This is a genomic window from Haladaptatus pallidirubidus (assembly GCF_020700235.1).
Lineage (GTDB): Archaea > Halobacteriota > Halobacteria > Halobacteriales > Haladaptataceae > Haladaptatus > Haladaptatus pallidirubidus.
The window spans coordinates 758,155-783,168 of the sequence record NZ_CP085301.1 but is presented as its reverse complement, the minus strand read 5'-3'; the positions used below and the strand labels follow the sequence as shown (position 1 = coordinate 783,168).

Sequence of the window (25,014 nt, the reverse complement as noted above, 5' to 3'; positions counted from 1 at the left end):
TCTCGCTCAGCGTCCCCACTGGCGCACGACTTTCGGCCTGTCGCCGACGGACTGCACGCACAACGGCTCGTCGCGCGCACCGAGCGCTTCGACTGCCGCTTTCGCACCCGCGACGGTCGTGAAGTACGGCACGTCCTCCTCGACGGCCATTTCGAGGGCCTCGCGGTCGTCGGTCGCGAGGAGGTCGATTTTCCCGGCGCGAACGGCGTCGGCGGTGTTCTCGAACTCGGCGAGGTCGTAGTAGTCGCCGAAGCCGTCCACGTCGAGTTCCACGACCGCGGTTCCGTCGTCCGGAAGCGCGTTGTAGGCCGCGGCCTGCGCCTTCTCGTAGGCTTTGCCGAACGAATCGGCGGTTCCCATCACCTCGCCCGTCGATTTCATCTCCGGGCCGAGGCGCGGGTCGGAACCCGAAAGGCGGTCGAACGGAAGCACGACCTCTTTCACGCTCGTCTGCTCCGGAATCCGCTCCGTGGCGTCGAGTTCGGCCAACGTGTCCCCGGCCATCACCTTCGCGGCGAGCTTGGCTATCGGAACCCCCGTCGCTTTCGATACGAACGGGACGGTGCGCGAGGAGCGCGGATTCGCTTCGAGAACGTACACTTCTCCCTCCTGCACCGCAAGTTGAACGTTCATCAGTCCGACTGTGTCGAGGGCGCGGGCGATGTCTTCGGTCACCTCACGAACGCGAGCAAGGGTTTCAGCGTCGAGCGATCGCGGCGGAATCATGCAGGCCGAGTCTCCCGAGTGCACTCCGGCGCTTTCTACGTGTTCCATGATGCCGCCGATGACGATGTCTTCGCCGTCGCTCACGGCGTCCACGTCCAGTTCGACAGCGTTGGCGAGGAACTCGTCCACGAGAATCGGCTTGTCCGGCGAGACGCGGACAGCTTCCTCGATGTACTCTTTGAGGTCGTCGTCGTCGTACACGACATCCATCGCGCGGCCGCCGAGGACGTAGGACGGGCGCACGAGCACGGGATAACCGATTTCGTGCGCGAGTTCGAGTGCCTCCTCTTCACTCGTCGCGCTTCCACCGGTCGGTTGGGCGATGCCCAAATCGTCCATCAGGCGGTTGAACCGGTCGCGGTCCTCCGCGAGGTCCATCGCGTCAACGGTGGTTCCCAGAATTTCGCAATTCAGTCCTCTGCGCTCGATTTCTTCTTCGAGCGGGTGACCGATGTCCACGGAGGTCTGGCCGCCGAACTGCACCATCACGCCGTCGGCATTCGTCGCCTCGATGACGTCCGCGACCTCTTCGGCGGTGATGGGTTCGAAAAATAGCCCGTCGGAAGTGTCGTAGTCGGTCGAAACCGTCTCCGGGTTGTTGTTCACGACGTGCGCCTCGATGCCCATCTCGCGCAGGGCGCGCACCGCGTGAACCGAGCAGTAGTCGAACTCGACGCCCTGTCCGATGCGAATCGGCCCGCCGCCGACCACGACGACGCTCTCTACGTCAGTGTCCACTCGGAGCTCGTCGCGCCCCGAGACGTTCGTTTCGAGCGCAGAGCGGGCGGAGTAGTAGTACGGAGTCGATGCTGCGAACTCGCCCGCGCAGGTATCGACCTGCTTGAACGAGCGATCTGGGGCCGAGGTTTCGACCGCTCCGACATCTGCACCCGCCATCGTCGCAACTTCCTGATTCGTGAATCCCTTCTCGGCGGCGAGGTCGAAGTTTTCGGTTTCCGCGGCCTCGGCCGCTTCTGCGATGCGCTCGTAGCGTTCGACGTACCAGCCTTCGATTCCAGTGAGTTCCGCGATCTCATCGGCGGTGTAGCCGCGCTCGAACGCCTCGAACATCGCGTAGGGGCGGTCGGGAGTGGGTTTTTCGAGGTGGTCGGTTTCGAGTTCGTCGTCGCTAACCTCCTCCCACTCCACGTCCGGTTCGTACTCTGAACTGCGGAGGGCTTTCAACAGGCTTTCTTCGAACGTTCTGCCGATTGCCATCGCCTCGCCCGTGGATTTCATCGCCGTTCCGAGTTCGAAATCCACGTCGTCGAACTTGTCTTTGGGCCAGCGCGGCACCTTCGTCACTACGTAGTCGATTGCGGGTTCGAACGCCGCGGTGGTTTCGCCCGTGATTTCGTTCTCGATTTCGTGGAGGCGCTTGCCGAGCGCGACTTTGGCCGTAACGCGGGCGATTGGGTAGCCCGTCGCCTTCGACGCGAGTGCAGAAGAGCGCGAGACGCGCGGGTTCACTTCCACGACACGGTACTCGCCGCCGGGGGTGCCGTCGTCGCGCCACGCGAACTGGATGTTACAGCCGCCCTGAATCCCCAAATCGCGGATGACTTCGAGGGCTGCGTCGCGCATCTCCTGATGGCCGTCGTCGGGGATGACCTGCGAGGGCGTGACGACCGTGGATTCCCCCGTGTGGATGCCCATCGGGTCGAGATTCTCCATGTTGCAGATGATGATACACGAGTCGTCCGCGTCGCGCATCACCTCGTACTCCAATTCGACCCATCCGGCGATGGATTCGGTGATGAGCACCTCGCTGTTGCGCGAGAGGCGAAGCCCTTTGCGAACGCGCTCTTTCAGTTCTCCCATCTCGCCGACGACGCCCGACCCCGACCCGCCGAGGGTGTAGGTCGTGCGCGAGATGACCGGGAGGCCGCCGACGGACTCGACCGCCGCTTCGACTCGGTCGCCGAGAGCGTCCTCGTCCAGTTCGCCCACCGATTCGCCTTCGTCCAGCGAGATGGTCGTGGAGCGCGGAACCGGTTGGTCGAGCTGTTTCATTCGTTCGCGGAACAGGTCGCGGTCTTCGGTGGCGTAGATGGTGTCGAGCGGCGTGCCCATGATTTCCACGTCGTACTCGTCCAGCACACCCTCCTCACTCAGTTCTGCGGTGACGTTCAGTCCCGTCTGTCCGCCGAGTCCGGCGATGACTCCGTCCGGGCGCTCCTTTCGGATGATTTCGGCGATAGCTTCGGTGGTGATGGGTTCGATGTAGACCTCGTCGGCCATCTCCGGGTCGGTCATGATGGTCGCCGGATTGGAGTTGACGAGAACGACCCGCGCCCCCTCCTCCTGTAGCGCGCGGCAGGCCTGTGCGCCGGAGTAGTCGAACTCCGCGGCCTGCCCAATTTGGATGGGGCCGCTTCCGATGAGCAAAATCGTTCTGTTCTCGGTGTCACTCATGGCTGTTATCGTGGTAAAGTTCGTACATCGTAATAAGCGCCACGAATCGTTACGAGGAACGAAATCGAATTTCGAATTTCGGAACCACGATACGTTTTGTTTAGTTGATCGGTTTTTGTCTCCGAGGAGCGCTTCTGGTGCAATAGAATTGATTTGGTTGAGACGACAACCGCAGATTTCGACTCTACGCCACGTTCACGATACGTTTTGGAAGTCAATGATGTTGTAATAGTTAACGAATCAGTAGTAACCGAAATGCAGGTAATAAGCCACGCCCTCACGTGGTCAGTCGCTCGTGGCAAGCCACTCGCTCCCTCCCGCGTTCGCCTGTTGCCACGGGAAGAAGCGAGTTCTTCCCTGCCATCAAAATCGCGCGGCGATTTTGATACACCGGGAACCGCAGGCGGGCGAGTGCGTCGCACTCGCCCATCAATTGCTTGCTCGACTTGCCATCGTCTGTCGGAAGTCAGCTTTCTGCGGAAGCAGAGGACGGCTTCCGTCCCGAAATCGGCTTGCTAATTTTGGGTTGGGCGGGCAGGCCGCTGGCCCGCCCGCCCCGCGGTTGGGCCGGGGACGGGCGAACGAACGAGCGAATCGAGCAGACGCTTCGCGTCTGAAAGTGGAGCGAGTGAGTCGGGCGTGGCGTGGAGTCGGCATCAGTCGTCACTACTATTTCGCCAACATCCATCAGAACGCCAGAGAATCCACCAACTGCTCCAAACCATCCGTTCCACAATTCCCCTCCCCACGAACGAGTCAGCAGGTAAAGCGTTTTACAGTCGGAACTACAACGTCCGACCATGTGGAAACGGTTGCTGGCGCTGTTGCTGTTGATTCCGTTAGCCGATTCGTTGTTTCTCGTCTTCGTTGCGACCCAGTTGTTGAGTTGGCAACTTACCGTCGCGCTCGTCGTGCTGACCGCCCTACTCGGAATGTTGCTCGTGCGCGCGGAAGGGAGACACACGATTCGAAAGATTCAGTCCGACCTCCACCGCGGGAACATCCCCACTAATCGCATCATCGACGGGGGATTCTTGCTCATCGCGGGTGCCTTCCTGCTGACGCCCGGACTGATTACCGATTTGCTCGGCTTCCTGCTCGCGTTCCCAGTGACGCGCGCGGTGTTCCGAAAGGTCGCAAAGAAGTGGATAATCACGCCCTACATCGACAAACAGACCGGCGGGTTTGCCTCGGGCAACGTCTACACGTTCGGCTTCCCCAACCCCGGAAACGCGGGCGGCGGATCAAGCAATCCCGGCGGAGCGAGCAGTTCGGGCAGTTCCAGCGGCAACAACGGCGACACTTATCGGGTGGATTCGGACGCCTACGACATCGACTTCGAGGACGATTCCGATTCGAAAAGAAACCCTTAAACGTTGCAGGGCGCAACGATGAAATGCGCCAACCGGGGCCAATAGCTCAGTTAGGTTGAGCGCTCGGCTGATAACCGGGAGGTCCGCGGTTCAAATCCGCGTTGGCCCACCTTTCAACGTGGGCCGAGGACAACTCCCCAGCCACCTAATCTTGCGGTTTTCACCAGATACTACGAGTCTCCCGATTGTTTCACGTCACCGTTAGCGTCTCCTTCCCACTTTGTGATGTCACCGTTGCCACTCGGTACTTCCTTCATCTCTGTTCCTGGATACGTTCTGGCGTTTTCCTTCGCATCGGTCACCGACAGAATCGCTCCCGCCCCACCCAACAGCATCAACAAAACGAGGACGATTGCCAGTATCCGCTTGTTCCGCAAACTTTCGTTCATCGCTTCCCTCTCTGCGTCATTATCATGCCACACGACGTCGTACGTTCGTCATCGCCGTATACGTGTCGACAGTTCTGAATTTCCGCTGCGTTTTCCGTTCCAATTTGCTATCCGTCAGTGGATTCGGTTTGGAGTCGTCGAATTACCCAGACGAACGACAGGATTGCCAGTCCAGTCAGCATGTGTTTCAGCAGTTCGCGCCATCCCGGCGGTTCTTGGTTTTGCACCATGGATTCCAGTCGGCAGAGACATGGAAACCGATTGTGGCGGATTAGGTGGTGGTCGTTGTAGTCGCTTCAGCTTCAGAATCGGAAATTTCGTGCTGGTCTGCTGAACTGCGCGTGTATTTCGGCGGGAGCAGTACATCACATTCTTTGTACCGGACACCCGGATTACCCGCTACCCAAATGAGAATCGAGCGGTCGCCGCTCGAATTGTATTGGTCATCACTACAACTCTCTGCGGCCAGCGTCTTCGTTACCGATTTCCCCTCTCCAGTCGTGAGTTCGAACCGGTACTCCTGTCCGTGTTCGAGTAGGTCGGTAAACTCCAGTATGTACTCGCTCGGAACTTCGTAACTTGCGTCAATGAGCGTCTCTTCTTCCCCTGACTGTCGTATTACCGTGACGCTCATCTCGCGCGCCTCCGAATCACTGTTCTGTAGCAGTAACTGCTCGGTTCCGGGTTGTGTTGTCCTGGTAGCCGTGGCTGAGGAAGTTGATTCCGTGGCCGTATGTTCCGTCGTGTTGTCCTCTCCAACACCGACCGAATCCAAACACCCTGCCAATCCAACCGACAGAACGCCATACCCACACGCCAACAACTCACGTCGATTCATTACTTCCACCGAACCGACACGATAGCATAAGCTTTCAGCTCGATAGAAACTCAGTTTCGTTCGCGCTCCCTCTCGGTTTCTCGCTTCTGTTCCCGCCCCCTCCGCGCTTTCACGTCTGCGACCGTCTCGTTTTCCAACAGCAGGTCAACTCGCCGCTCGAATTCGGTTTCGTCGATTTCGCCGCGCGCGTATCTTTCCCGAAGCGTGTCGAGGGCGTCCTGTTGTTCGTCCACTTGTTCCGATTTCGATTCATCCTCCCGCCATTCGCTCTCGCTTTCTCGTCCGAACAGTGATTCCGAGAGAATCGCCACAATCGGGAGAGCGACGGCGAACCCGAGGACGAACACCATCCAGAACCACGAATAGCCGAGAAACAGTGCCGTCAAGCCGACGCCGAGGACGAGGAGTGCGAAGATACCCGAAATTTGGTCGGCTAGGGATTGGTGCGTGTCGCGCATACAGCCACCTTCTCCACGAATCATAAAAATCCTGTCACTGTTTGGGCGAGAGTTCTTACCGCCTGCGGCCTACTGTCTCCTATGGCAGACCGCGTGCCATCGGGACCGGAGGGGGTACCGATTCTGGGGTCGAGTCTCCACTACGCCGATGACCCGCTGGGGTTCATGGAGCGCGTTGCGGACGAGTACGGCGACGTTGCCCGAATCGACGTGTACAGTCAGGAGGTGTATCAGGTCACCGACCCGGAAGCGATTCGTCGCGTGCTGGTGACGAACGCCGAGAATTACGAGAAACCGAGTTTGGGCGGCGATGAGGGACTGGGCGGACTGCTCGGCGACGGCTTGCTCACTAGCAACGGAGAACACTGGCGACGCCAGCGAACGGTGATGCAACCGTCGTTTTACGGCGACAAACTCGACGACTACGCCGACACCATCGTCCGCGATTCGAAGACGCTGGCCGATTCGTGGTACGACGGCAAACACGTCGATATTCACCGCGAGATGTCCGAACTGACGCTCCGAATCGTGGTCGAAAGCCTGCTCGGCTCGCGAATCGACGGAATGGAACGCACCATCCGCGAGGCGCTGTTGGAGGTCGGCGAGCGGTTTCGCCCCGGCCCGCAGGGGTTCGTTCCGGAGGAGATCCCGACGCCGCGAAACGTGCGCTATCGTCGGTCGGTCGAGACGCTGGACAGGGTGTTACGGGACATTCGCCGACAGCACGACGTTCACGGCGAGGCGGACGATTTGCTCGGCAAACTGCTCGGGGAAGAAGAAAGCGGACTACTGGGCAGCGAGCAGGTTCGCAACGAGATGATGACGATGCTGCTCGCGGGCCACGACACGACCGCCCTGACGCTCACCTACGCGTGGTATCTGCTCTCGACGCATCCCGAAGCGGAGGAACAGTTTCACGACGAACTCGATTCGGTTGTCGATGGCTCGCCGACCGTCGCGGATCTCGCGGAGTTGGACTACCTTGAACGGGTCGTCATGGAAACCATGCGACTCTATCCTCCTGCCTACGTCATCTATCGGCAGGCCGAGAACGAAGATACGCTCGCCGGATTCCACATCCCTGCCGACACCGTCGTCGCTACGCCCCAGTGGGTCGTCCACCACGACGAGCGATTTTTTGACGCTCCCGAGGCGTTCCGTCCGGAGCGGTGGACGAAGGAGTTTCGCAGGGAACTCCCCGAATTCGCCTACTTCCCGTTCGGCGGCGGTTCGCGCAAATGTATCGGCGACGGATTCGCGATGCGGGAAGCGAAACTCGTCCTTGCGACGTTGGGAAGCAGATTCGACTTCGAACTCGTCTCCGACGCGCCGCTTTCGCTCGTTCCGTTCGTCACTATTCATCCCGAAAATCCGGTCGAGATGACTGTTCGAACCCGGTAATGACCGGTGTCCGATAATCAGTCTAACTTTCTGACCACCGAGGAGATGCCGATGCCGGTCGGCAGCAGAACAGCGAGATTGAACCCCGCGTTGAACAGCGGACGGTACTGGTCGGCGACGAAGGTTCGAATCACCGCGAGCGCGCTCATGTAGAATTGGAACAGCGCGACGATGGCGAGGAAACAGAGAAGCACTAGCGCCCCGCGATAGACGTATCCCTGCACCTTTTCTCGATCAGGTTTCTGGCGGTTCGGTTTTTCGTGGTTCCGTTTCTGGCGGTTCGGTTTTTTGCGCTCGGTCCGCGTCGGTTGGTCGGTGGTCGGTTCCGTCATAGTCGTCGAGTTGGATTTCGTTTCAGTCATCGTTACTCACGGTTCCTCCGTGCGAGTGCGCCCGCCACGAGTAACGCGACGAGACCGGCGAGGGCGGTGAAGCCCGGTTGTCCCTCGTCGTTTTCGATGGTGGTCGTTTCTTTGGCCGAGTCCGGATCGTTGTCGCCCGAGAAATCCGACACCGAGAGATCGATTTCCCGGTTCGTCTCGTTGACGGAGAGTCGCTCCGTGGGGTCGAGATTCGCCGCACTGCGCGCCGACTCGACGACGACGCCGTCTTTCCAGAGGACGGCGTCGAGGTAGTAATTGTAGTCGTCGGCGACCGAGAGGGTCGCTGACGGACTCGCTGTTCGGCCAGCATCGATTTCGCCGACCGAAACCGAAACGCGGTCGGCGACGATGTTCGTGTCGGCCTGCCGCGCCGTGAACACGATGCGAACGTTATCAGACGAATCGTCGCCCTGATTCGTCAGGTACGTTGAAACGTTGAGCGTGGTCCGCTTGTTCCCGGCGTCGGCAACCGAATACTCGACTGGCGGGAACTCACTCGTACTGTCCTGCCAGTGGAAGGCGACGTTCGTTTCTGCGTAGGCCGGTTTGAGGGTGCCGACGCCGTTGACTTCCTTGGCACCCTCCGCGATTCGCTCGCCGTCGCGGAAGACGACGGTTTCGATCCGGTAGTCGCCGCGTCGTTCGATCGAAACGTTCTGCGTGACGCTGGCTTCGCGCTCGCCTTCGATGGTCGGCATTTCTCGTTCGGTGGTCGTCTCGACCAGTCCCGAGTCCGCGTGTATCGCCCTGACGAGTACCGTGACGTTCCCCGCCGGGCCACCCCTGTGTTCGAGGCGGGTTTCGACGCCCAACGTCGCAGTACCGCCGGAGACGGAACCGGGCTCGATGGCCACGTCCTCGATTTGGAGGGAGCTGGCCCGAACGTCCTCGATGCCCGTCTCCGCGATTGCACCGGGAATGAGGACGGCGGCGAGCAGGGACGCCATCACGATGATGGCGATTCCGCCCGCCAGTGTTCGTTCGCGATTCATATCCGATTCGTTTCATATTTGGATAAATACTTTGTGGTTTGATATTTTCTCGATTCGGAATTTCGTCGGTACGAACCGAGCGATTCACCCCTATTCAGTACATAGTCTGCGACATGAGTACACAGAATGCTGGTGGGAAGATTCGGTTCGGACTCGCGCTGGCGCTCGGTGTCGTCGTCCCCGGAATGTCGAAATACGTCCTGACGGAGATGGGATACGGTTTCGTCGGAACCGCCGTCTTTTACACCGGTTATCTCACCGCCGCACTCCTCATCTGGTACATCTGGGTCAGACCGCTGGAACTGACCGGGTCGAGCGGGGCATAGCGGAAGTTTAAAGGAGAACTCACACCGATTCACGGACAGGAATGCTTGAGTTCGTCCCACTCCCACTCGTTGACGACTTCCTCATCGAATACAACGTGGGACAGGCGGTTTTCGTCCTGTTCGCGCTCTCACTGCTGGCCGCGATTCCGCTAAAGTCCCGAAAGGTACTGTCGTTGAACACCATCCTGTTCGGCCTGCTGTTCCTCACCGTGGTGGCGATGGGTGCACCGCCGTACTTCGCCTATCTCGGCCTGGCGCTGCTGGTCATTGCCCCAGTGCTGTACACGACTGCGAGCAAATAGGATAGAACGCCTTTTTTCCTTGGAGATAGACGGTTCGGTTATGGCAGACGACCTGACAGCCACGCTTCACACGAATCACGGCGACATCGAAGTTCGACTGTTCGACGAGCGCGCACCGCGCACCGTCCAAAACTTCGTCGGACTGGCGACGGGTGACCGCGACTGGACCGACCCGAAAACCGGCGACAAAGTCTCCGGCGAACCGCTCTACGACGACGTGTTGTTCCACCGCGTCATCGACGACTTCATGATTCAGGGCGGCGACCCGACCGGAACCGGACGCGGCGGTCCCGGCTACCAGTTCGACGACGAGTTCCACCCCGAACTCCAGCACGACAGCAAAGGAATCCTCTCGATGGCGAACTCCGGCCCCGACACCAACGGGTCGCAGTTTTTCATCACGCTCGCCCCGACGCCGCACCTCAACAACAAACACTCCGTCTTCGGCGAAGTTATCGACGGCATGGATGTCGTCGAGGAAATCGGCTCCGCGGACACGAATCGACAGGACAAGCCGAAAGACGACATCGTTCTCGAGTCTGTCGAAGTACACGAATAAACGACGCCGAGAAGTTGAGGACGCGGTTTGTGCGGCGATTACAAAACGGCGGCCCTACTTTCGAAGATGAAGCGCTTTATCGCAACGCAGTTAGCGCTCCACTTCGACCGAACTGCCGAGATATTTCGAAATCACTTCGGACACAGAATCGGCTTTGAATTCGGCCAAATTGGCCGAAATTTCGTCTTTCAGTTCGTCGTAATACTCCTCGTCCGTTTCGAACGCGCGGTAGTTCACGCTGCTCACCGGAACTCCGAGCGCATCGCTCGTCAGGTCGCGGAAATATCGCTCGTCACCGATGTCGCCGCGCCAGAGGTTGTCCCGGAAGAACAGCCAACCGTCTTCACCCGGCGGGTCGGCCCGCCGAAAAATCCGGGTTTCGAACTCCCGCGGTTCGAGCGACAGGTCGGCGACTGTCGGTTCGAGGCGAAACCGAACCGCGAAGACGTAACGAGCGTTCATCAGCGAACGTCGTCGAATCGTTCCGCCATATCCACGTCCTTAGTGGTGATTCCGCCTTCCTCGTGGCTCGTCAGGCGTACTTCGACCTCTTCGTAGCTAATGATGATTTCCGGGTGATGAAACTCCTCTTCCGCTATTTCGCCGATTTCGGAAGCGAACGCGACGCCCTCGAGATAGTCGTCGAACTCGTAGGTTCGGACGATTTCGTCGCCCTCGCGCTCCCAACCGCTTGGTATTCGAGTCTGAATCTCATCGTCGGAAAGCAAGTCTGCCATACGAAACCGCACAACTGGAATTAAGATAAAAGCGTTTGCCGTCTGTGTGGTATGTTCGTTGCCAGCGCGCCCACGATGTCAGTCGTCCGCGGCGGATTCGAGTCGGTCGGCGATGAACGCGGGTGGTTCGTCGCCAAACTCGGGGTCGAACAACTGCAGTGCAGTGTTGATGGTCGTCCAATCGTCCTTCGCCGCCGCGTCCCGAAGGCTCTTCGTCGGTGGTGCAAGCAGTTGCGAAACCAACGCGTCGGCCAGGGATTCCACGACGGCCCGCTGGTCTTCGTCCATTCCCTGTGCCTTGAGACGAGCGAGTGCGGTCTGTAGTTCGCGCTCTTTCACTCGCTCCGCGCCTTCGTACATCGCGGCAATCGCTTCGTCCGCGCGCTTTCGTTTGTACTGTTCGAGCAGGTTCTCGAACTCGCGGTCAACCATCGTCTCGACCGATTCGGCGGCGGCACGCCGTTTACTTCGCGTTTCGTCCGTCACGGATTCCAGCGCGGCCATGTCGTGTACCGTGACACCGTCCAGTGCGGCCACCGCGGGCGAAACGTCCCGCGGTTGCGCGATGTCCACGACCAGCGTTTCGCCGCAGTCCGCGAGCAGGTCGGCGTCGAGAACGTGCCCGTCGCTTCCGGTCGCCGTGACGACGACGTCGGTGCGCGGGAGGCAGGCCGGAAGTGCCTCCAATCCGACCGCCCGGACATCCACCATCTCGACTTCTTCGGCGACCGTCTCGGCGCGCTCAGTCGAGCGGTTTGCGACGATGAGCGTCTCGATTTCGGCGTCGGCCAGCGCATGGGCCGTGATGGTTCCCATCTCGCCCGCGCCGACGACGAGCGCCGTCGCGCCGTCTAAGTCGCGCTGTTCGTCCGCGAGTGCGACCGCGGCACTGCCGATGGAGACGACACCTTCGTTTATCGCCGTCTCCGTGCGAGCGCGTTCGCCGACGTGAATCGCCTTCATCAACGCCTCTTCGAGCATCGGCCCGATAGCGCCGATCGCTCGCGCGGATTTGTACGCACGGCGTACCTGCCCGATAATCTGGTCTTCGCCGAGGACGATTGACTCTAATCCCGCTGTGACGCGAAGCAGGTGGCGAAGGCTCTCTTCGTGACCCATCGTGACGACCGCGTGGTCGGCCACGTCGGGTGCGAACTCCGCGAGGACGGCCCCGCCAGCGGTTGGCGTGTCGGTGACGATGTACGCCTCGAACCGATTACACGTCTGAAGCGCGAACGCCTCCGAGACGCCGGGTTCTTCGACGAGTCGAGCGATGACTGCCCGCTGGTCTGCGTGACAAGCTGTCGCAACGTCGTCAAGAGACGCCCGGTCGTGGGAGACGCGGACGCCCGAGATAACGCCGCCACTCCCCGTCACAGCTTTCGCCTCCAGTGGAAAGAGAATACACAGGTCATACGAAACGCTCCCAATTGTTGTATCAGACCGTTAGAATGGGCCATATGTAAATGCTTCTGACTCGCCTTCGTATCGTCGCAGACGCCCCGTTTCTGTAACCTTCGCTTTTCGTTCCAGTGATATCTTACCCTTCGACGCCGGTGACTTCGAATCCGAGGTCGCGGATGCCGGCCAAAATCCCCTGTTGGTCGGCGCTGGCCTCGTAATAATACACCACGTCGAATGTGCCGTTGCGGAGCAACTGCTGGCATTCCCAGACGAACTCCTCGCCGTCGAGTGTCAGCCCTTGGTGCTGATTCGAGGCGAAATCGGTGTCGTCGGTACCGGAGTAGACGTAGGTGTCCTTGGGGTCGTAACCTGCATTTTCGGCGATAACGTCGCCGATGTCCACGCACGCTTGGTGCATCTCGATGTCCGCATCGCTTCCGAGGTCGGTGTGAACGATGGCACCGTTGAGTTCTATCTCCCCCGGTTCCAGCAGCTGTTGCGTGCGTCGATAGAGGTCGTCGTCGATGACGTGGTCCATATCCGAGGATACGCGGCCGACGTTATACGACCTACGGTTGTGGTCTCGGTCACAGCGATAGCCGACACTCATGGGTACAGTCGTCGCTCGAAAATCTTGGTTTTCGCGCGGCAGTGGGAACTCCCGCGAGAAGTGATCGCTTCCGATTCCGCCTTACAGGCGCGTGACGTTGGTCGCGCGTGGACCTTTGTCTGCCTGTTCGATGTCGAATTCGACTTCTTGGCCCTCTTCGAGGTCTGGACCGCCGACGTCTTCCATGTGGAAGAACACGTCTTCGTCTTCGTCGTCTGTTTCAATGAATCCGTAACCGCCAGTCTCGTTGAAGAAGTCAACCGTACCTTTCGCCATTGCATTCTCCCAAAGTGATTCGATAGTTAAAAAGGTATGCAAGTGTCTTCGCACATTGTGAACATTTATCATGAATGGTGAGTACCCCTACCCTGGGAAAGATCAGCTATCAGTGTAACTCGGAAGACAAGGCTGATACCAATCGGGTGTGTGGGAAAGAACAAGACGATGTTGACGCGGGTTCGGCGACAGTTGGAAACAGCCTACGAGCGACATCTGCGGCGAACCATCTCGGGCGCGCCCGCCCACGTCGCAGTCATTCAAGACGGAAATCGGCGCTACGCCACGAAACAGGGTGCGAAGGCATCCGAAGGTCACCGCGAAGGTGCGAAGACGACAGAACGCGTCCTCGACTGGTGTGAGGACATCGGCGTCGAGGAGCTGACGCTGTACACTTTTTCGACCGAGAATTTCGATCGTCCGAAAGACCAACGCGAAGCCCTGTTCGACCTGCTGGAGAACAAACTGTACGAGTTCGCCGACGCGGAGCGCATCCACGACAGCGGCGTCTGCATCCGCGCTATCGGCGACGTCGTGGAACTTCCCGCGCGCGTTCGGGAAGCAATCGACTACGCCGAGGGACAGACGCACGACTACGACAACTTCGTCCTCAACATCGCGCTGGCCTACGGCGGTAGAAACGAACTCCTCGGCGCGGCCCGTGACGTAGCACGCGAAGTCGAATCCGGCGACCTTGCGCCGGACGGTATTTCGGTCGAAACCATCGAATCGCGGCTCTACGACCGTCCGATCCGCGACGTTGACCTCATCATCCGAACCGGCGGCGACGAGCGCACCAGCAACTTCCTCCCTTGGCACGCGAACGGCAACGAGGCCGCCGTCTTCTTCTGTACTCCCTACTGGCCCGAGTTCTCGAAAATCGACTTCCTGCGCGCGGTGCGAACGTACGAATCCCGCGAACAGTCGTTCCACCAGGCGAAAGTCCAGCGCGCGCTAGCGCTGGTTCGGGCCATCGGCGGTGTGGAGTTGGACGAGGCGCGGTCGATCATCCGGAAATTCCGCGGATACGTGCCCGATGGGGTGGCGATGGAGGAATTGGACGGCGAAGAGCGAACCCCCGAGTAGAGCGTTAACATCACCGAATTCATACGGACAACCACGCTAAATGGAGTCGTACACCGATTCACCTAACTGCGACAGCGAACCGATTCCGCCCGTCTTTATATTCTGCGTCATTGGCGTCAAACCCGGTGCGACAATCGGCGTACCACGCACTCGTAACCGAGCATCGTGAATCCTCGTTCCACGACCATCCTTGATGGTGATTCCGTCCCGATTGCCGAAATGGTGCTGAACGGAAATATCGCTAAATTTGCATCCATCCCGCCCCGCAAGCAAGACGGCAGTTCCCTCCGGGGCAGTTCCGTACATCGAGACGGTTTCACAGGTGACGTTGTGGTTCGACGGAAGTCCGTCCATACTCGGCATCGTTTCGGGGTCGTATTCGGTGGTCGGCGTGCGGATGTTGATGGCCGGGACGCTCTGGTTCGTCTGAATCGTCGTGTTCGTGATTTTCGCGCTTCCGAACTGCTTTTCGACCACGATTCCACCAGAGCTGTACGTCCCGGTTAAATCCGTAATTTCGATTGAACAGTTGTCGATGACTGCGTTCGTTCCTTCTTCCAACCAAATCCCGCGCATGTTCGGCTTTGCCTTCGGATTTCTCGGGTTATCCACGCGAACAGTCGTGTTCTCCACGCGTGCGCCGCTGGTTCCACCGCCGATTCGTATCTGGTCGATACCGTTGTTGGCGTAGGTGCCGCCGCTGACGACCAGTGGGCCGGAGTGCGGGGATGCGTAGAGACCTTCCGCCCAGTCCTCGACCCGACAGTCCACGAATTTCAGCGACCCGTCACCGGCGTGCGTGAAAATCGCGTTTCCGTTCCGAGACCCGCCGCGCATATCGAGGCTATCAACGACCAGTGACGCAGATCGATCGGGGACTTCGAGTTCCAAACCGCTTCGCGGATACGCCTCGCGACTCCCTTCGAACGTCAGGTTTCGCAGAGCGTTCCTCCGACCGGCGACCGAGAAAGCGACGACGGGTGCGGCGGTCGGTGCCGTGTAGTCGAGCGTGAATCCGTCGAACAGGAGGTTACGAACCGATTCTCCGTAAATCCAGTTTCCCTGTTCGGACGGGGGAACGAGCAAGGTTGCTCGGTTGCCGACGAGCCCGCAGTTCGAGCGACCGGAGAGGTCGAGGTTCGAAAGCCGATACGTGCCGGGCGGAAAGTAGAGCAGCGTTCCATCGCGCGCCAATCGGTTTACGACCGAATCCACCCTCTCGGTTCCGGTTCTATCCGCGTCCGTTCGGCCGAGGTCGGCGACCGTCTCGAATCGGTCGCCGTAGGGGGCGAGAACGGATTGTTTGTTCGGCTCCGAGATGCCGTCGCATCCGGCGATTGCGGTCGCCAGCGCGACACCGGCGACACGGAGATAGTTGCGTCTGGTCGTTCCGTCGCTCGATGACCCCATTCATTGGTACGACTGCCGTCTGCTATTTCGTAATGGTGGGCGTAAAGCGGGTCAAGCCGGGCGTAGTCGGTGTAGGTTCCACCTACTGCCCGAATTTCCGCTCCGTAAGACGTCCCAGTTACCAAGCCGCATTCGGGTACCGCTATCGAAACCGAGGGGCTAATCCCGTCGAACTATCCGTCATCGGTACTGTCACGCGTTTTGAATTCAACTGCATTCGAACGTCGTCTTCGGAGCGTTCGCGGACTATTCAGACTACATTAGTTGTCATCTGTCCAATTAGTTTAAAATCTTCTCTCTAGAATTTAATTAACTATATTCTACTATTATTCTATCAAGTAAGAAGTTAATAATTAATTACGGTGCTGTTCAGTATTCATCTGCGAACGGGAACGAACGCATCGAAGCCATGAAAATGACATTCAGAACGGAATCACGAAGCGATACCGGCACTGCAGCGCGTTTTAGTCGAAAAAAGACGAGACGACTCGTTGCTACCGACCGAGACGCGAACGACGGGACGGCGGGAACAGTTCGAAAAACGGGGCGACCAACCGCACGCAGAAGAAGACACGAAGACCGTACGCTACCACGAGTGGGAGATACGTAAATGCCAACCTACAACATCGCGAACCAAGGCGCGGACAGTACGGGAAACACATCTATCGACTCGGTTCTCGACCGACTCGTCGGGAGCAATACTACCATCACGTTTCCTCCGGGTACGTACAAGCTCAACGACATTCTCGTCGCGTCGGGAACTGACAACCTCACGCTGAGGGCGCCGAACGGTGCACGACTCGTTCCCGGTCGTTCCGGCAACGTTCGGTGGATTGAAGCGCGGTCTAACGGGTTCGTCCTCGACGGCTTCGAACTCGATATGCGAAACGTGACGGTGCCGCCGTTCATCAGAATGAATTCCAGTGCGGGGAACTGGGAGCTCAAGCGACTCGTTACGCGCGGGAAAGTTCGAGCGGACACCGACACCAAAGTCGGAAGCAACAATTCGAGCGACGCGCGGACGTACTTCCGTCTCGCGGCGGCGCAAGGGACGAGAGGCCTTCTACAGGATTGTTACTTCCACGAAGGGTCAGCTACGCCGACGCAGGCCAGTAACCGTCGAGCGATACTGGTCGAATCGTCGGGAGGGGCACTCACGTTCAATCGATGTTGGTTCGAACTCTGGGGCGAAAACACGATCTACGCGAAAAAGCCCGCGGGGAAGCTAAACATCTTCAACTGCTACCTTCGAAATACGCAAAACGGGATGCGACTCGGAGGGAAGACCGAAGTTAACAACTGCGTCTCGGTCAAAAACGCCCAGCATCCTCGACAGACGTGGTCGGGTGGGTCGCTCCAGCGCGGCGTCACCGCGGAGGCAACAACACTGACGGATTCGGCGGGCGGTATCGACAGCTACAACGGGACGCTTACCATCGCGGATAGCGATTTCCTCCACCGATATTTGGATCCGAGCTGTGGCGCTCCAATCGCGGCGGGAACGCCGTGTCAACGCATCGACATTCGGAACGTTCGAATCAGTTACGATTCGACCAAACTGAACCAGCACGCAGTATATACCCTCGTCGGACCACGGATGGAAGACGGTTCCGAGGCGAATCTCGAATACCTCCAACTCAACAACGTGCAGGTTCGAAACGACCACGACTCCGTCTACGGTATTTACATCGGTCAAGCGCCGGACACGTGGGGAACCGTCTCGGGAACGATTGGCGGTATGCAGACGAACTCGTCATACGTCAGCGACCGGATGACTACCGGCGGGTCACCCACAGCGCCGAATACGACGCCACCACTGCCGAGTCCACCGCCGCTCGGACAGGTGCCGCTCCAGTCGGCGAACCTTGTTCGTATCGAGAACAAAGGTAACAGTTCCGCGACCATCTACGACGTTCGGGCGGGCACCTACATCGGCCCCGCAGGAGATAACGGTGCGACCCTCACGACGTCCTGGGCGTCGTCGGTCTCGGCGAAACGGCCGCCGAATTCGAGGCGAGCGACGGGAACCGTTCCAGCAGGGAGAGCACACGCCTTCTACGTGACCGGCGGCGTCACCTCCGCGACGAAGAGTGGCCCGGCGACCCTGACCGTGGACGGGCAACCGTACGCCTCGGCGAGTGCCGCGTCGATGAGTACCGACGAGGTAGCCGACGGCAACCTGAGCGACTGAGCCGTTACGGCGGACGCTCTCGCGTTTTACGCGGGATTTTTGATGGTTATTCGGAAAGATTCGGGATATTGTAGGGTTTGGTGAGAAGTAGACAAAAAATGATATTCTCATTTCTGATGAATGCGATACACTGGCGTAGTGTCTCGTCGTTATCTGTGAGTTACGCTTTTCACCGCCCGAATCGCCGCTGTCGGTTCTTGTAATCCAGAATCGCCCGCAGATAGTCGCGCTGGCGGAAATCGCGCCAGTTCACGTCGGTGAAGTACAGTTCCGAGTACACCGACTGCCAAATCATGAAATCCGACAGACGTTCCGCCCCGGTTTTGATGACCAAATCGGGATCGGTCGGAAACACCAATCTCGATTCGATTGCCGATTCGTCTACCTCGTCGGCGGATACGTCCCCCGATTCCACGTCCTCCGCGACCGCCCGCACCGCCTCCGCGAACTCGCTTTTTCCCCCGAGTCCGATGCTCACCTGAATCGGGGCGTCGGCGGGCGTGAGGTCGTCGGGGCCGCGAACCGCGATTTCGCGCGGTGTACGAACGTTTTCGAGTTCGCGCTGGAGGGTCGGCACCGCGCCGGAGTCGAGGACGCTCACGTAAATGGTGACGCGTTTCGCCCCGTGGTCGAACGCCCAATCGAAAAATGATTCGAGCGTTTCGTACGCGCCCTGTTCCAACAGGTCGCGTTCGGTGATGACGACTGCGATGTGGCTCGGCGGCTCGGCTTCGTGGCGGCGGACGCGCGCCGTGAGGTACTGGTCGTAAAGTCCCACTGGCGCGGAATTGCCGCTATCGTCTCTTAAACGTCACGCCATCCTCCGTTCGGGAGGATTAAGTGTTCGTCCCCGAAAAATCACACCGTGACCACGAGCATTCGGCGGGCGGCGGCGTTCGCGGGAATCGGAACGCTAGCCCTCGTTGGGTCGGTGCTGGTGGCGGGCGTGGCCGCGCTGTTCGCCGCAATCGGCGCGCTTGCGCTCGTCGTAGACGACGGGGTCGTGTTCGACCTGTTCGCACGCCCCAGTGACCGCAGCGAAGGACGACTGCGCGGCCTCGCCGCGTTTTCCTTTGCCACCGCGGGACTCGCCATGCTCGTCATGCTCGTCGACCTTCCGACGCGCGTGTTCATCGCCGCCGTCTGTCTGCTCGTCTACGGAAACCTCGCCGAGCAAATCGCTCGCTCGTGGAACAACACCGCGATTATCGCGACGACGGGATTCACTCTCGGCGGATTCGCGGCAGCCATCGTCGCGCAGATTATCGTCCTACAGATCGACGGTGCACCGGTGGATTCGATGGTTCCCATCATCATCTTCCTGGCAGCGAGCGGCGCGCTGTTGGCCGGACTGCTTCGGTCGGTTCTCTTCGAGCGCGACGACCCGCTGGTGATGTTTTCCGTGGCGCTCCTCCTCTGGTTGTTCGCCGACCTGACCGTGACGGTGACGCCGCTCGAAGTCGCGCTGGCAATCGCGATTACGGCGGGATTCGGCTACATCTCGTGGGCGCTCGACACCGCCTCCGTCACGGGGATGCTTACCGGCGTCCTGCTCGCACTGCTCACCATCGTCCTCGGGGGTTACCCGTGGTTCGCCGTCCTCATCTCCTTTTTCGCGCTTGGGGCGCTGTCCACGAAGTTCCGCTACGAGCAGAAACGAAAAAACGGCGTCGCGGAAGCCAACGAAGGCGCACGCGGCGGCGGAAACGTTCTGGGTAACGCCGCAGTCGCGCTGTTCGCGGTGCTGGCCTTCGCCGCGAGCGACCGTCTACCGATCGCCAGCACCGTCTTCCTCTTTGCATTCGCGGGGAGCATCGCGACCGCGATGAGCGACACCCTCTCCAGCGAAATTGGCGGCGTCTTCGACAATCCGCGGCTCATCACCTCGCTCAAGCGAGTCGAACCGGGAACCGACGGTGGCGTCACGTGGCAGGGCGAACTGGCCGGTGCCCTCGGTGCGAGCGTCGTCGCGCTCATCGCCGTGGTATTGTTCGATTCGATCGGACTGCTCGGCGGGGTCGTCATCGCACTTGCCGGAGTCGGCGGCATGACCGTCGATAGTCTCCTTGGCGCGACCGTCGAAGGCGATAAAATCGGCAACCAGAGCGTCAACTTCCTCGCCACGCTCTCCGGGGCGCTGCTGGGGGCTGGTCTCGCACTACTGGCAGGTCTACCGGTGTGATTCGTGCGGCCACCCGGGACGACCTATCTCGCCTCAAACGGATCCGGGAGTGGCTTCCCGAACCGACGCCGAGGTTGCTCGAAACTGCTCTCACAGGTCTCGGCTTCGTCTTCGTTTCGACCGCCGAAGGTCGTCCGGTCGGCTACGTTCTGATGCTGATTTCCGACGACGCGTATATTGCGGAACTGGTGGTGGACTCTGCCCATCGCCGAGAAGGGAGGGCGACAGAACTACTGAAAACGGCAATCGAAACAGCGGAGAAGCGAGGCTGTGACCACGTTTCGCTCACGGTTCACGAGGAAAACGAGGCGGCCCAAGCACTGTACGAATCGTTAGGATTCGAACTGTGGCGGACGGAATCGGATTACTACGCCGACGGCGGTACTGCGTTAGTGTTCGGAAAAAAATATTAAAAGCGGTTTGCGGTCAGGATACGAACCGTCGTCGGCTTTTTCACGAACTCTCCCTCGTCGCGGGCGACGATTTGTTCGACGCCGCGCTGGGCCGAAACGTCGAGGATTCGTTGCGTGAGCGTTCCGTCGAGTACGACCGTGGTCGGAACCGATTCCGCAGTTTCGATTGCGTCGAACGTCTCGTCGGCGGGCGCTTCCGCGAGGGTTTCGAACTCCGAGTCGAGCAGTCGCACCGTCACGGATTCGCCGTCGATGACGGTTCGGACGTGACTGCGAAGCGTCGGGGATTCACGCTCCTCAGCGCCAGGTTCCGATTCGGGGGAGGACTCGGATTGAGATTTTGTTTTGCGTTCAGAATCCGTTTCGAGGTTCGATTGCATCGACGACTCGTCTGTGGGCGAATCGTCGTTAATTTCCACGTTTTCTCCACTTTCGGACTCAATTTCCGTTGTCTCGGCCGTTACGGCTTCGACGGTTCCGCCTTCGACATCCGAAGTGCTCTCGTCGTTTTCGACTTCGTCATTGCTCGCGTCCTCGATTGCGGGTTCGACCGGCTTTTCCGTGGTGCTTTCGTCGGCCTCGGGTGCCGGGCGCGTGCTTCCGTCGGTTGCGGCGGCCAATCCGGTTTCACCCTGTTCGAACCGGTTGAGGGTTTGTTTTTTCCGGAGGGCGGACATCACCTCGTCTCGGGAGAGGTCTTCGACCGATTTTCCGGGCGGGGCGACGGCCACGTAGTCGATATCGCCCACCTGTTCGAGTTCCTTCAGAATGAGGTCACCGCCTCGGTCGCCGTCGAGAAACGCGGTGGTCGTGCGCTCCTGCGTGAGGTCGGCGACGACATCCGGAACGTTCGTTCCCTCCACCGCGATGGCGTTTTTCACGCCGTATCGGAGGAGGGTCAACACGTCTGCGCGGCCTTCCACGACGATAATCGCGTCGCTGTTCGTGACGTTCGGTCCGGCGGGAAAACCTTCGTACTCGGTGATGTCCTCGACGCGGACGCTCTGGCGGACTTCCGCCAGAATCTCGCGACTGGTCATCACATCTTCGTCGAACGACGACGACAGAAGTTCCTTCGCGCGGTCGACGACTTCCCGGCGTTTCGCGGTTCGAACGTCTTCGATGTTGGCGATGCTAACGCTGGAGCGACACGGGCCGACGCGCTCTATCGTTTCGAGCGAGGCCGCCAAAATCGCCGTCTCGACCTTGTCGAGACTGCTGGCGATGGTGACAGTGCCGAACGACTGGCCGTGTTCGCTCTCGACGCGAACGTCGATTCGACCGACTTTGGAGGACTGCTGGAGGTCTCGCAAATCGAGGTCGTCGCCTAGCAGTCCCTCGGTCTGCCCGAATATCGCGCCGACGACGTCACTTCGCTCTACCACCCCGTCGGCGGTAATGTCTGCGTGAATGAGGTATTTCGCTGTATCGTCCATGAGTGATGAACTGCCCCTGTGGAGGGCGTGATTGTGATGCGTCCATGAGCCGTGCCATGGATACGTCTCATTTTGGCGCTTGAGTGCTGAAATAGCTGTCGTCACCGTCGTTTTCTGGGGTGATTTTACAGGTATTTTTTACCTAAAATCATCAGTATGAGTATAACGATAACTAATATTCATGGACGTTTGTTCAGTTCTAAGAGACGTTCGGCACCGCGGAGAAGTGACGATTCCGGGTCGCTCGGAGCGTCGTGTTCGTACACTAACCACTCCGCGCCGACACTGCGCGCAGTGTCGGCACAGATCTCTGCGTTCACATCGCCGTCCCCGAGTTCGACGGGGGCTCCGTCGGCGGTGTCTTTCAGGTGCACCAACGGAACGCGCCCGGCGAGACGGTCGAGGAGCGAAACAGGGTCGCGGCCCGCGGCGACGACCCATCCAACGTCGAGTTCGATGTTCACTTTCGATTCCGCGATGAAGGCGTCGAAGGCCGCCCTGTCCCCGATTTCGACAAATTCGTGGGCGTGGTTGTGGTAATGGAGTTCCGCACCGCGTCTCTCGACTCGTTCCGCGAGGTCATCCAATCGGTGTGCGGTTTCGATTGCCGTTTCTTCGCTATCGAAGTACGATTCGTCGAGATACGGCACGACGAGTCTGTCACAGCCCACCATTTCGTACGTCTCGACCACGTCCCCCGGATTCGCATCGAGTTCGTCGAATGGGACGTGTGCCCCGGCGGCGCCGAGTCCCACTTCGTCAAGCGTTTCCGCGACGTCTGCGGGAGAGACATCGCCCAACCCCGCGAACTCAACGCCGTCGAACTCGGTTTCGCCGACGCGAGCGAGCAGGTCGAGGAGCGATTCGTCAAGTTCGCGGAGGGAATACAACTGAATCGCGGTTTGGGTCATGGTGTTCGTGGGATTCCCACGGTGTTAGTCGTTGTTCTTGGTGAAAGAATCGCCGTTCCAGAACAGGCAATAACCGGCCGCAAACCCCAACCCGATACCGATACCCCTAACCAGCGACGAGCGTAGCGAGTCGCCGAGCAGGACGCTAAAACCAATCGAAACGACGGTTGTGAGAGCGAACGCAACCACCACGAATCGGCGACGGTTGCGTCTCGCGTCGTCCGTCATACGGCAATGATCCGAATTACGGACGATAGGTGTTGCGGAAACGGCGTCTCTTTGAAGAGAAATTTTCTTCGAAGGCTCCTTTCGAACACAGTTAGTAAATCTTATCCCCGTATAGTCAAACGGTAGGGACGATGATGAACGACTCCACACGAATCGGGTGGCTTATGGTCTTCGCGGTGCTCATCGCGTTGACGATTCCGTGGTTCCTCTGGGGTGACGGACAGATACTATACGGATTACCGGTGTGGCTCTGGTGGCACATCGGCTGGATGGTAGTCGCGTCGCTCGCGTTCAAACTATTCGCAGACCGAGCGTGGGGCCTTGGCATCGAGGAGGGCGTATGAGCGAGACGATGCTTCAGGTGGGTATCGTCGGTGGCTACCTCCTCCTTTCCCTGCTCGTCGGCCTGCTCGCGTACCGGTTGACCGACCGGAGCGCGGAGGATTACTACCTCGCCAGTCGAACCCTCGGCACTGTCGTCCTGCTGTTCACGACGTTCGCGACTCTGCTGTCGGCGTTCACGTTCTTCGGCGGGCCGAACACAGCATACGCGTCCGGGCCGGAATGGATTCTCGTGATGGGACTAATGGACGGCATCCTGTTTGCCGTGCTGTGGTACGTCGTCGGCTACAAACAGTGGCTCCTCGGGCGCGAACACGGCTACGTCACGCTCGGCGAGATGCTTGGCGACCGGTTCGGGTCGCCCCTGCTCCGAGGCCTCGTCGCCGGAATCAGCCTGTTCTGGCTGTTCCCCTACGTGATGCTCCAGCAGGTCGGGGCTGGAACCGCGTTGGAAGCCCTCACCGGCGGCGACCTCTCCTACGCGATGGGCGCGGGCCTCGTGACGGTGTTCATGATCGCCTACGTCGTCCTCGCCGGAATGCGCGGGATTGCATGGACGGACACCCTACAAGGCGTCTTCATGCTCGTGATGGTTTGGGTCGCCCTGCTCTGGGTGCTCACCGAACTGGGCGGCGTGAGTTCCGCAACCGCGAGACTCGCCGAATCGAACCCTGAATTCCTCTCGCTCGGTGGAGGGGTGTACTCCCCGCAATGGATGCTCTCGCAGGCCATCGGCATCGCGTTCGGCGTGGCGATGTTCCCGCAGGTCAACCAGCGATTTTTTGTCGCGGGGTCGAAGAAGGTGCTGAAGCGAACCTTCTCGCTGTGGCCCATCCTCGTCGTCCTGCTGTTCGTCCCGGCGTTCATGCTCGGCGCGTGGGCGCGCGGCCTGCCAATCGACGCCGCCGACCAGAACGTCCTTTCCATCCTACTCGCAGAATACGCCCCGGCGTGGTTCGCCGCGCTGGTCATCGCGGGCGCGATGGCCGCGATGATGTCATCCTCCGACTCGATGCTCCTCTCCGGGTCGTCCTATTTCACCCGCGACCTCTACCGTCTGTTCGTCAACCCCGACGCGAGTAGCAGTTGGGAGGACACCCTCGGACGAATTGGCGTCGCCATCTTCGCAATCGCCGCCTTCGTTGCCAGTCTGTACTCGCCCAAGGCCATCACGACAATCGGTTCGACGGCCTTCGGGGGATTCGCCCAACTCGCGCTCCCAGTCATCGTCGCGCTCTACTGGCCGCGGGTGACGCGAACCGGAATTGTGGTCGGAATCGTCGGCAGTCAGTCGTTTTATCTCATCAACGTCTTTCTCGTCGAGAACGCCGCGGCGCTGTACGGCGGTTGGCTTCCGATGGTCGTCGGGATGCTCGTCGGACTCGTGCTGACAGTCTCGGCTTCCGCCGTCACGTCGCCTGCGCCCGACGAGGAGACGAATCTGTACTTCGACCTCCACGCCGACTAGCAGACTGTTTATTTTTATATCTCAGTAAATATAGAATTTACACAAAGATTATCCAAACAAAAAGGTTACAGGATGGATTTTCTCGGGTGGCGCTCGGAAGACCCGACTCCAATGGAACTTTTGATTGGAGTCGGGACTAGCGGAACCCGACGTCGGAG

General features: G+C 59.6%; 30 protein-coding genes and 1 tRNA gene. 13 read left to right on the top strand and 18 right to left on the bottom strand.

Annotated features, from left to right (window positions below; all coding sequences use genetic code 11):
- Positions 1 to 6: 6 nt before the first annotated feature.
- Both carB and LIX15_RS04495 read right to left on the bottom strand, forming a co-directional pair.
- Entirely contained in the window at positions 7 to 3,141 is a 3,135-nt protein-coding gene (gene carB / locus LIX15_RS04500) for a carbamoyl-phosphate synthase large subunit (RefSeq protein WP_227776310.1), read from the bottom strand.
- 277 nt (positions 3,142 to 3,418) lie between these two features.
- Positions 3,419 to 3,571 carry a hypothetical protein gene (locus LIX15_RS04495; protein ID WP_227776309.1) on the bottom strand — a complete coding sequence of 51 codons (153 nt, stop codon included), beginning with the start codon at positions 3,569 to 3,571 and terminating at the stop codon, positions 3,419 to 3,421.
- Between the two features lie 16 nt (positions 3,572 to 3,587).
- On the opposite strand from LIX15_RS04495, the gene LIX15_RS04490 reads away from it, so the two are divergent.
- The 3 genes from LIX15_RS04490 to LIX15_RS04480 all read left to right on the top strand — a co-directional run bounded on the left by LIX15_RS04490 (position 3,588) and on the right by LIX15_RS04480 (position 4,623).
- On the top strand, positions 3,588 to 3,758 hold the full coding sequence (locus LIX15_RS04490) for a hypothetical protein (protein WP_227776308.1): 171 nt from the start codon (positions 3,588 to 3,590) through the stop codon (positions 3,756 to 3,758).
- Between the two features lie 183 nt (positions 3,759 to 3,941).
- Complete coding sequence (locus tag LIX15_RS04485) at positions 3,942 to 4,514, top strand: FxsA family protein (RefSeq protein WP_227776307.1); 573 nt, start codon at positions 3,942 to 3,944, stop codon at positions 4,512 to 4,514.
- A gap of 35 nt (positions 4,515 to 4,549) precedes the next feature.
- A tRNA-Ile gene (locus LIX15_RS04480) sits at positions 4,550 to 4,623 on the top strand.
- A 61-nt stretch (positions 4,624 to 4,684) separates the two neighbouring features.
- Here the strand turns inward: LIX15_RS04480 and LIX15_RS04475 are convergent.
- The 4 genes from LIX15_RS04475 to LIX15_RS04465 all read right to left on the bottom strand — a co-directional run bounded on the left by LIX15_RS04475 (position 4,685) and on the right by LIX15_RS04465 (position 6,199).
- Positions 4,685 to 4,903 (bottom strand): hypothetical protein, encoded by a 219-nt coding sequence (locus tag LIX15_RS04475; RefSeq protein ID WP_227776306.1) that lies wholly within the window; start codon positions 4,901 to 4,903, stop codon positions 4,685 to 4,687.
- Between the two features lie 107 nt (positions 4,904 to 5,010).
- Entirely contained in the window at positions 5,011 to 5,133 is a 123-nt protein-coding gene (locus tag LIX15_RS32710) for a hypothetical protein (protein ID WP_265338410.1), read from the bottom strand.
- Between the two features lie 41 nt (positions 5,134 to 5,174).
- Positions 5,175 to 5,741, bottom strand: a complete 567-nt coding sequence (locus LIX15_RS04470; protein ID WP_227776305.1) for a hypothetical protein — start codon at positions 5,739 to 5,741, stop codon at positions 5,175 to 5,177.
- A 50-nt stretch (positions 5,742 to 5,791) separates the two neighbouring features.
- Entirely contained in the window at positions 5,792 to 6,199 is a 408-nt protein-coding gene (locus tag LIX15_RS04465; RefSeq protein WP_227776304.1) for an SHOCT domain-containing protein, read from the bottom strand.
- 81 nt (positions 6,200 to 6,280) lie between these two features.
- Between LIX15_RS04465 and LIX15_RS04460 the strand changes: the two genes are divergently transcribed.
- Positions 6,281 to 7,600, top strand: a complete 1,320-nt coding sequence (locus tag LIX15_RS04460; protein WP_227776303.1) for a cytochrome P450 — start codon at positions 6,281 to 6,283, stop codon at positions 7,598 to 7,600.
- A gap of 17 nt (positions 7,601 to 7,617) precedes the next feature.
- On the opposite strand, the gene LIX15_RS04455 is transcribed toward LIX15_RS04460, so the two are convergent.
- Complete coding sequence (locus LIX15_RS04455) at positions 7,618 to 7,962, bottom strand: DUF8060 family membrane protein (RefSeq protein WP_227776302.1); 345 nt, start codon at positions 7,960 to 7,962, stop codon at positions 7,618 to 7,620.
- 2 nt (positions 7,963 to 7,964) lie between these two features.
- Positions 7,965 to 8,975, bottom strand: coding sequence for a DUF7490 domain-containing protein (locus tag LIX15_RS04450; protein WP_227776301.1), 1,011 nt, complete (start codon positions 8,973 to 8,975; stop codon positions 7,965 to 7,967).
- A gap of 113 nt (positions 8,976 to 9,088) precedes the next feature.
- Here LIX15_RS04450 and LIX15_RS04445 point away from each other — a divergent pair, with 113 nt between their 5' ends.
- From LIX15_RS04445 to LIX15_RS04435, 3 genes are read left to right on the top strand one after another with little or no spacing between them, the layout of a single operon-like run.
- On the top strand, positions 9,089 to 9,301 hold the full coding sequence (locus tag LIX15_RS04445; protein ID WP_227776300.1) for a DUF7996 family protein: 213 nt from the start codon (positions 9,089 to 9,091) through the stop codon (positions 9,299 to 9,301).
- Positions 9,302 to 9,342: 41 nt separating this feature from the next.
- Positions 9,343 to 9,603, top strand: a complete 261-nt coding sequence (locus tag LIX15_RS04440) for a DUF8006 family protein (protein WP_227776299.1) — start codon at positions 9,343 to 9,345, stop codon at positions 9,601 to 9,603.
- Between the two features lie 40 nt (positions 9,604 to 9,643).
- A complete protein-coding gene (locus tag LIX15_RS04435) occupies positions 9,644 to 10,162 on the top strand; it encodes a peptidylprolyl isomerase (protein ID WP_227776298.1) in 519 nt (172 codons plus the stop codon).
- A 90-nt stretch (positions 10,163 to 10,252) separates the two neighbouring features.
- Here the strand turns inward: LIX15_RS04435 and lwrS are convergent, their stop codons facing one another.
- From lwrS to LIX15_RS04410, 5 genes are all read right to left on the bottom strand, one after another.
- A complete protein-coding gene (gene lwrS / locus LIX15_RS04430; RefSeq protein WP_227776297.1) occupies positions 10,253 to 10,624 on the bottom strand; it encodes an LWR-salt protein in 372 nt (123 codons plus the stop codon).
- On the bottom strand, positions 10,624 to 10,899 hold the full coding sequence (locus tag LIX15_RS04425; RefSeq protein WP_227776296.1) for a 4a-hydroxytetrahydrobiopterin dehydratase: 276 nt from the start codon (positions 10,897 to 10,899) through the stop codon (positions 10,624 to 10,626). The genes lwrS and LIX15_RS04425 overlap by 1 nt, the downstream gene beginning before the upstream one ends.
- Before the next feature lie 78 nt (positions 10,900 to 10,977).
- Positions 10,978 to 12,276 (bottom strand): glutamyl-tRNA reductase, encoded by a 1,299-nt coding sequence (gene hemA / locus LIX15_RS04420; RefSeq protein ID WP_227776295.1) that lies wholly within the window; start codon positions 12,274 to 12,276, stop codon positions 10,978 to 10,980.
- A 163-nt stretch (positions 12,277 to 12,439) separates the two neighbouring features.
- The gene (locus LIX15_RS04415; RefSeq protein ID WP_227776294.1) at positions 12,440 to 12,841 is read right to left on the bottom strand and encodes a DUF5778 family protein; all 402 of its coding nucleotides are present in this window, start codon (positions 12,839 to 12,841) and stop codon (positions 12,440 to 12,442) included.
- Positions 12,842 to 12,994: 153 nt separating this feature from the next.
- Positions 12,995 to 13,189 (bottom strand): cold-shock protein, encoded by a 195-nt coding sequence (locus LIX15_RS04410; protein ID WP_049969619.1) that lies wholly within the window; start codon positions 13,187 to 13,189, stop codon positions 12,995 to 12,997.
- A 168-nt stretch (positions 13,190 to 13,357) separates the two neighbouring features.
- On the opposite strand from LIX15_RS04410, the gene uppS reads away from it, so the two are divergent.
- Entirely contained in the window at positions 13,358 to 14,275 is a 918-nt protein-coding gene (gene uppS / locus LIX15_RS04405) for a polyprenyl diphosphate synthase (protein WP_227776965.1), read from the top strand.
- 36 nt (positions 14,276 to 14,311) lie between these two features.
- Here the strand turns inward: uppS and LIX15_RS04400 are convergent, their stop codons facing one another.
- Positions 14,312 to 15,685 carry a right-handed parallel beta-helix repeat-containing protein gene (locus LIX15_RS04400; protein WP_227776293.1) on the bottom strand — a complete coding sequence of 458 codons (1,374 nt, stop codon included), beginning with the start codon at positions 15,683 to 15,685 and terminating at the stop codon, positions 14,312 to 14,314.
- Positions 15,686 to 16,295: 610 nt separating this feature from the next.
- Between LIX15_RS04400 and LIX15_RS04395 the strand changes: the two genes are divergently transcribed.
- Positions 16,296 to 17,876, top strand: a complete 1,581-nt coding sequence (locus LIX15_RS04395; RefSeq protein ID WP_227776292.1) for a hypothetical protein — start codon at positions 16,296 to 16,298, stop codon at positions 17,874 to 17,876.
- A 169-nt stretch (positions 17,877 to 18,045) separates the two neighbouring features.
- On the opposite strand, the gene LIX15_RS04390 is transcribed toward LIX15_RS04395, so the two are convergent.
- Complete coding sequence (locus tag LIX15_RS04390; RefSeq protein WP_227776291.1) at positions 18,046 to 18,654, bottom strand: undecaprenyl diphosphate synthase family protein; 609 nt, start codon at positions 18,652 to 18,654, stop codon at positions 18,046 to 18,048.
- Between the two features lie 87 nt (positions 18,655 to 18,741).
- Between LIX15_RS04390 and LIX15_RS04385 the strand changes: the two genes are divergently transcribed.
- Together LIX15_RS04385 and LIX15_RS04380 are read left to right on the top strand one after the other, a co-directional pair.
- Complete coding sequence (locus LIX15_RS04385; RefSeq protein WP_227776290.1) at positions 18,742 to 20,058, top strand: DUF92 domain-containing protein; 1,317 nt, start codon at positions 18,742 to 18,744, stop codon at positions 20,056 to 20,058.
- Positions 20,055 to 20,471, top strand: a complete 417-nt coding sequence (locus LIX15_RS04380; protein WP_227776289.1) for a GNAT family N-acetyltransferase — start codon at positions 20,055 to 20,057, stop codon at positions 20,469 to 20,471. The genes LIX15_RS04385 and LIX15_RS04380 overlap by 4 nt, the downstream gene beginning before the upstream one ends.
- On the opposite strand, the gene dnaG is transcribed toward LIX15_RS04380, so the two are convergent.
- The 3 genes from dnaG to LIX15_RS04365 form a co-directional block, all read right to left on the bottom strand.
- Positions 20,468 to 21,907, bottom strand: coding sequence for a DNA primase DnaG (gene dnaG, locus LIX15_RS04375; RefSeq protein ID WP_227776288.1), 1,440 nt, complete (start codon positions 21,905 to 21,907; stop codon positions 20,468 to 20,470). The genes LIX15_RS04380 and dnaG overlap by 4 nt on opposite strands.
- Positions 21,908 to 22,086: 179 nt before the next feature.
- Positions 22,087 to 22,818, bottom strand: a complete 732-nt coding sequence (locus tag LIX15_RS04370; protein ID WP_227776287.1) for a sugar phosphate isomerase/epimerase family protein — start codon at positions 22,816 to 22,818, stop codon at positions 22,087 to 22,089.
- A gap of 24 nt (positions 22,819 to 22,842) precedes the next feature.
- Positions 22,843 to 23,046: a hypothetical protein gene (locus tag LIX15_RS04365; protein ID WP_227776286.1), complete on the bottom strand. Its 204-nt coding sequence runs from the start codon at positions 23,044 to 23,046 to the stop codon at positions 22,843 to 22,845.
- Between the two features lie 131 nt (positions 23,047 to 23,177).
- Between LIX15_RS04365 and LIX15_RS04360 the strand changes: the two genes are divergently transcribed.
- Both LIX15_RS04360 and LIX15_RS04355 read left to right on the top strand, forming a co-directional pair.
- Positions 23,178 to 23,390 carry a DUF3311 domain-containing protein gene (locus tag LIX15_RS04360; protein WP_227776285.1) on the top strand — a complete coding sequence of 71 codons (213 nt, stop codon included), beginning with the start codon at positions 23,178 to 23,180 and terminating at the stop codon, positions 23,388 to 23,390.
- Positions 23,387 to 24,856: a sodium:solute symporter family protein gene (locus LIX15_RS04355; protein WP_227776284.1), complete on the top strand. Its 1,470-nt coding sequence runs from the start codon at positions 23,387 to 23,389 to the stop codon at positions 24,854 to 24,856. The genes LIX15_RS04360 and LIX15_RS04355 overlap by 4 nt, the downstream gene beginning before the upstream one ends.
- The last annotated feature ends 158 nt before the right edge of the window (positions 24,857 to 25,014 follow it).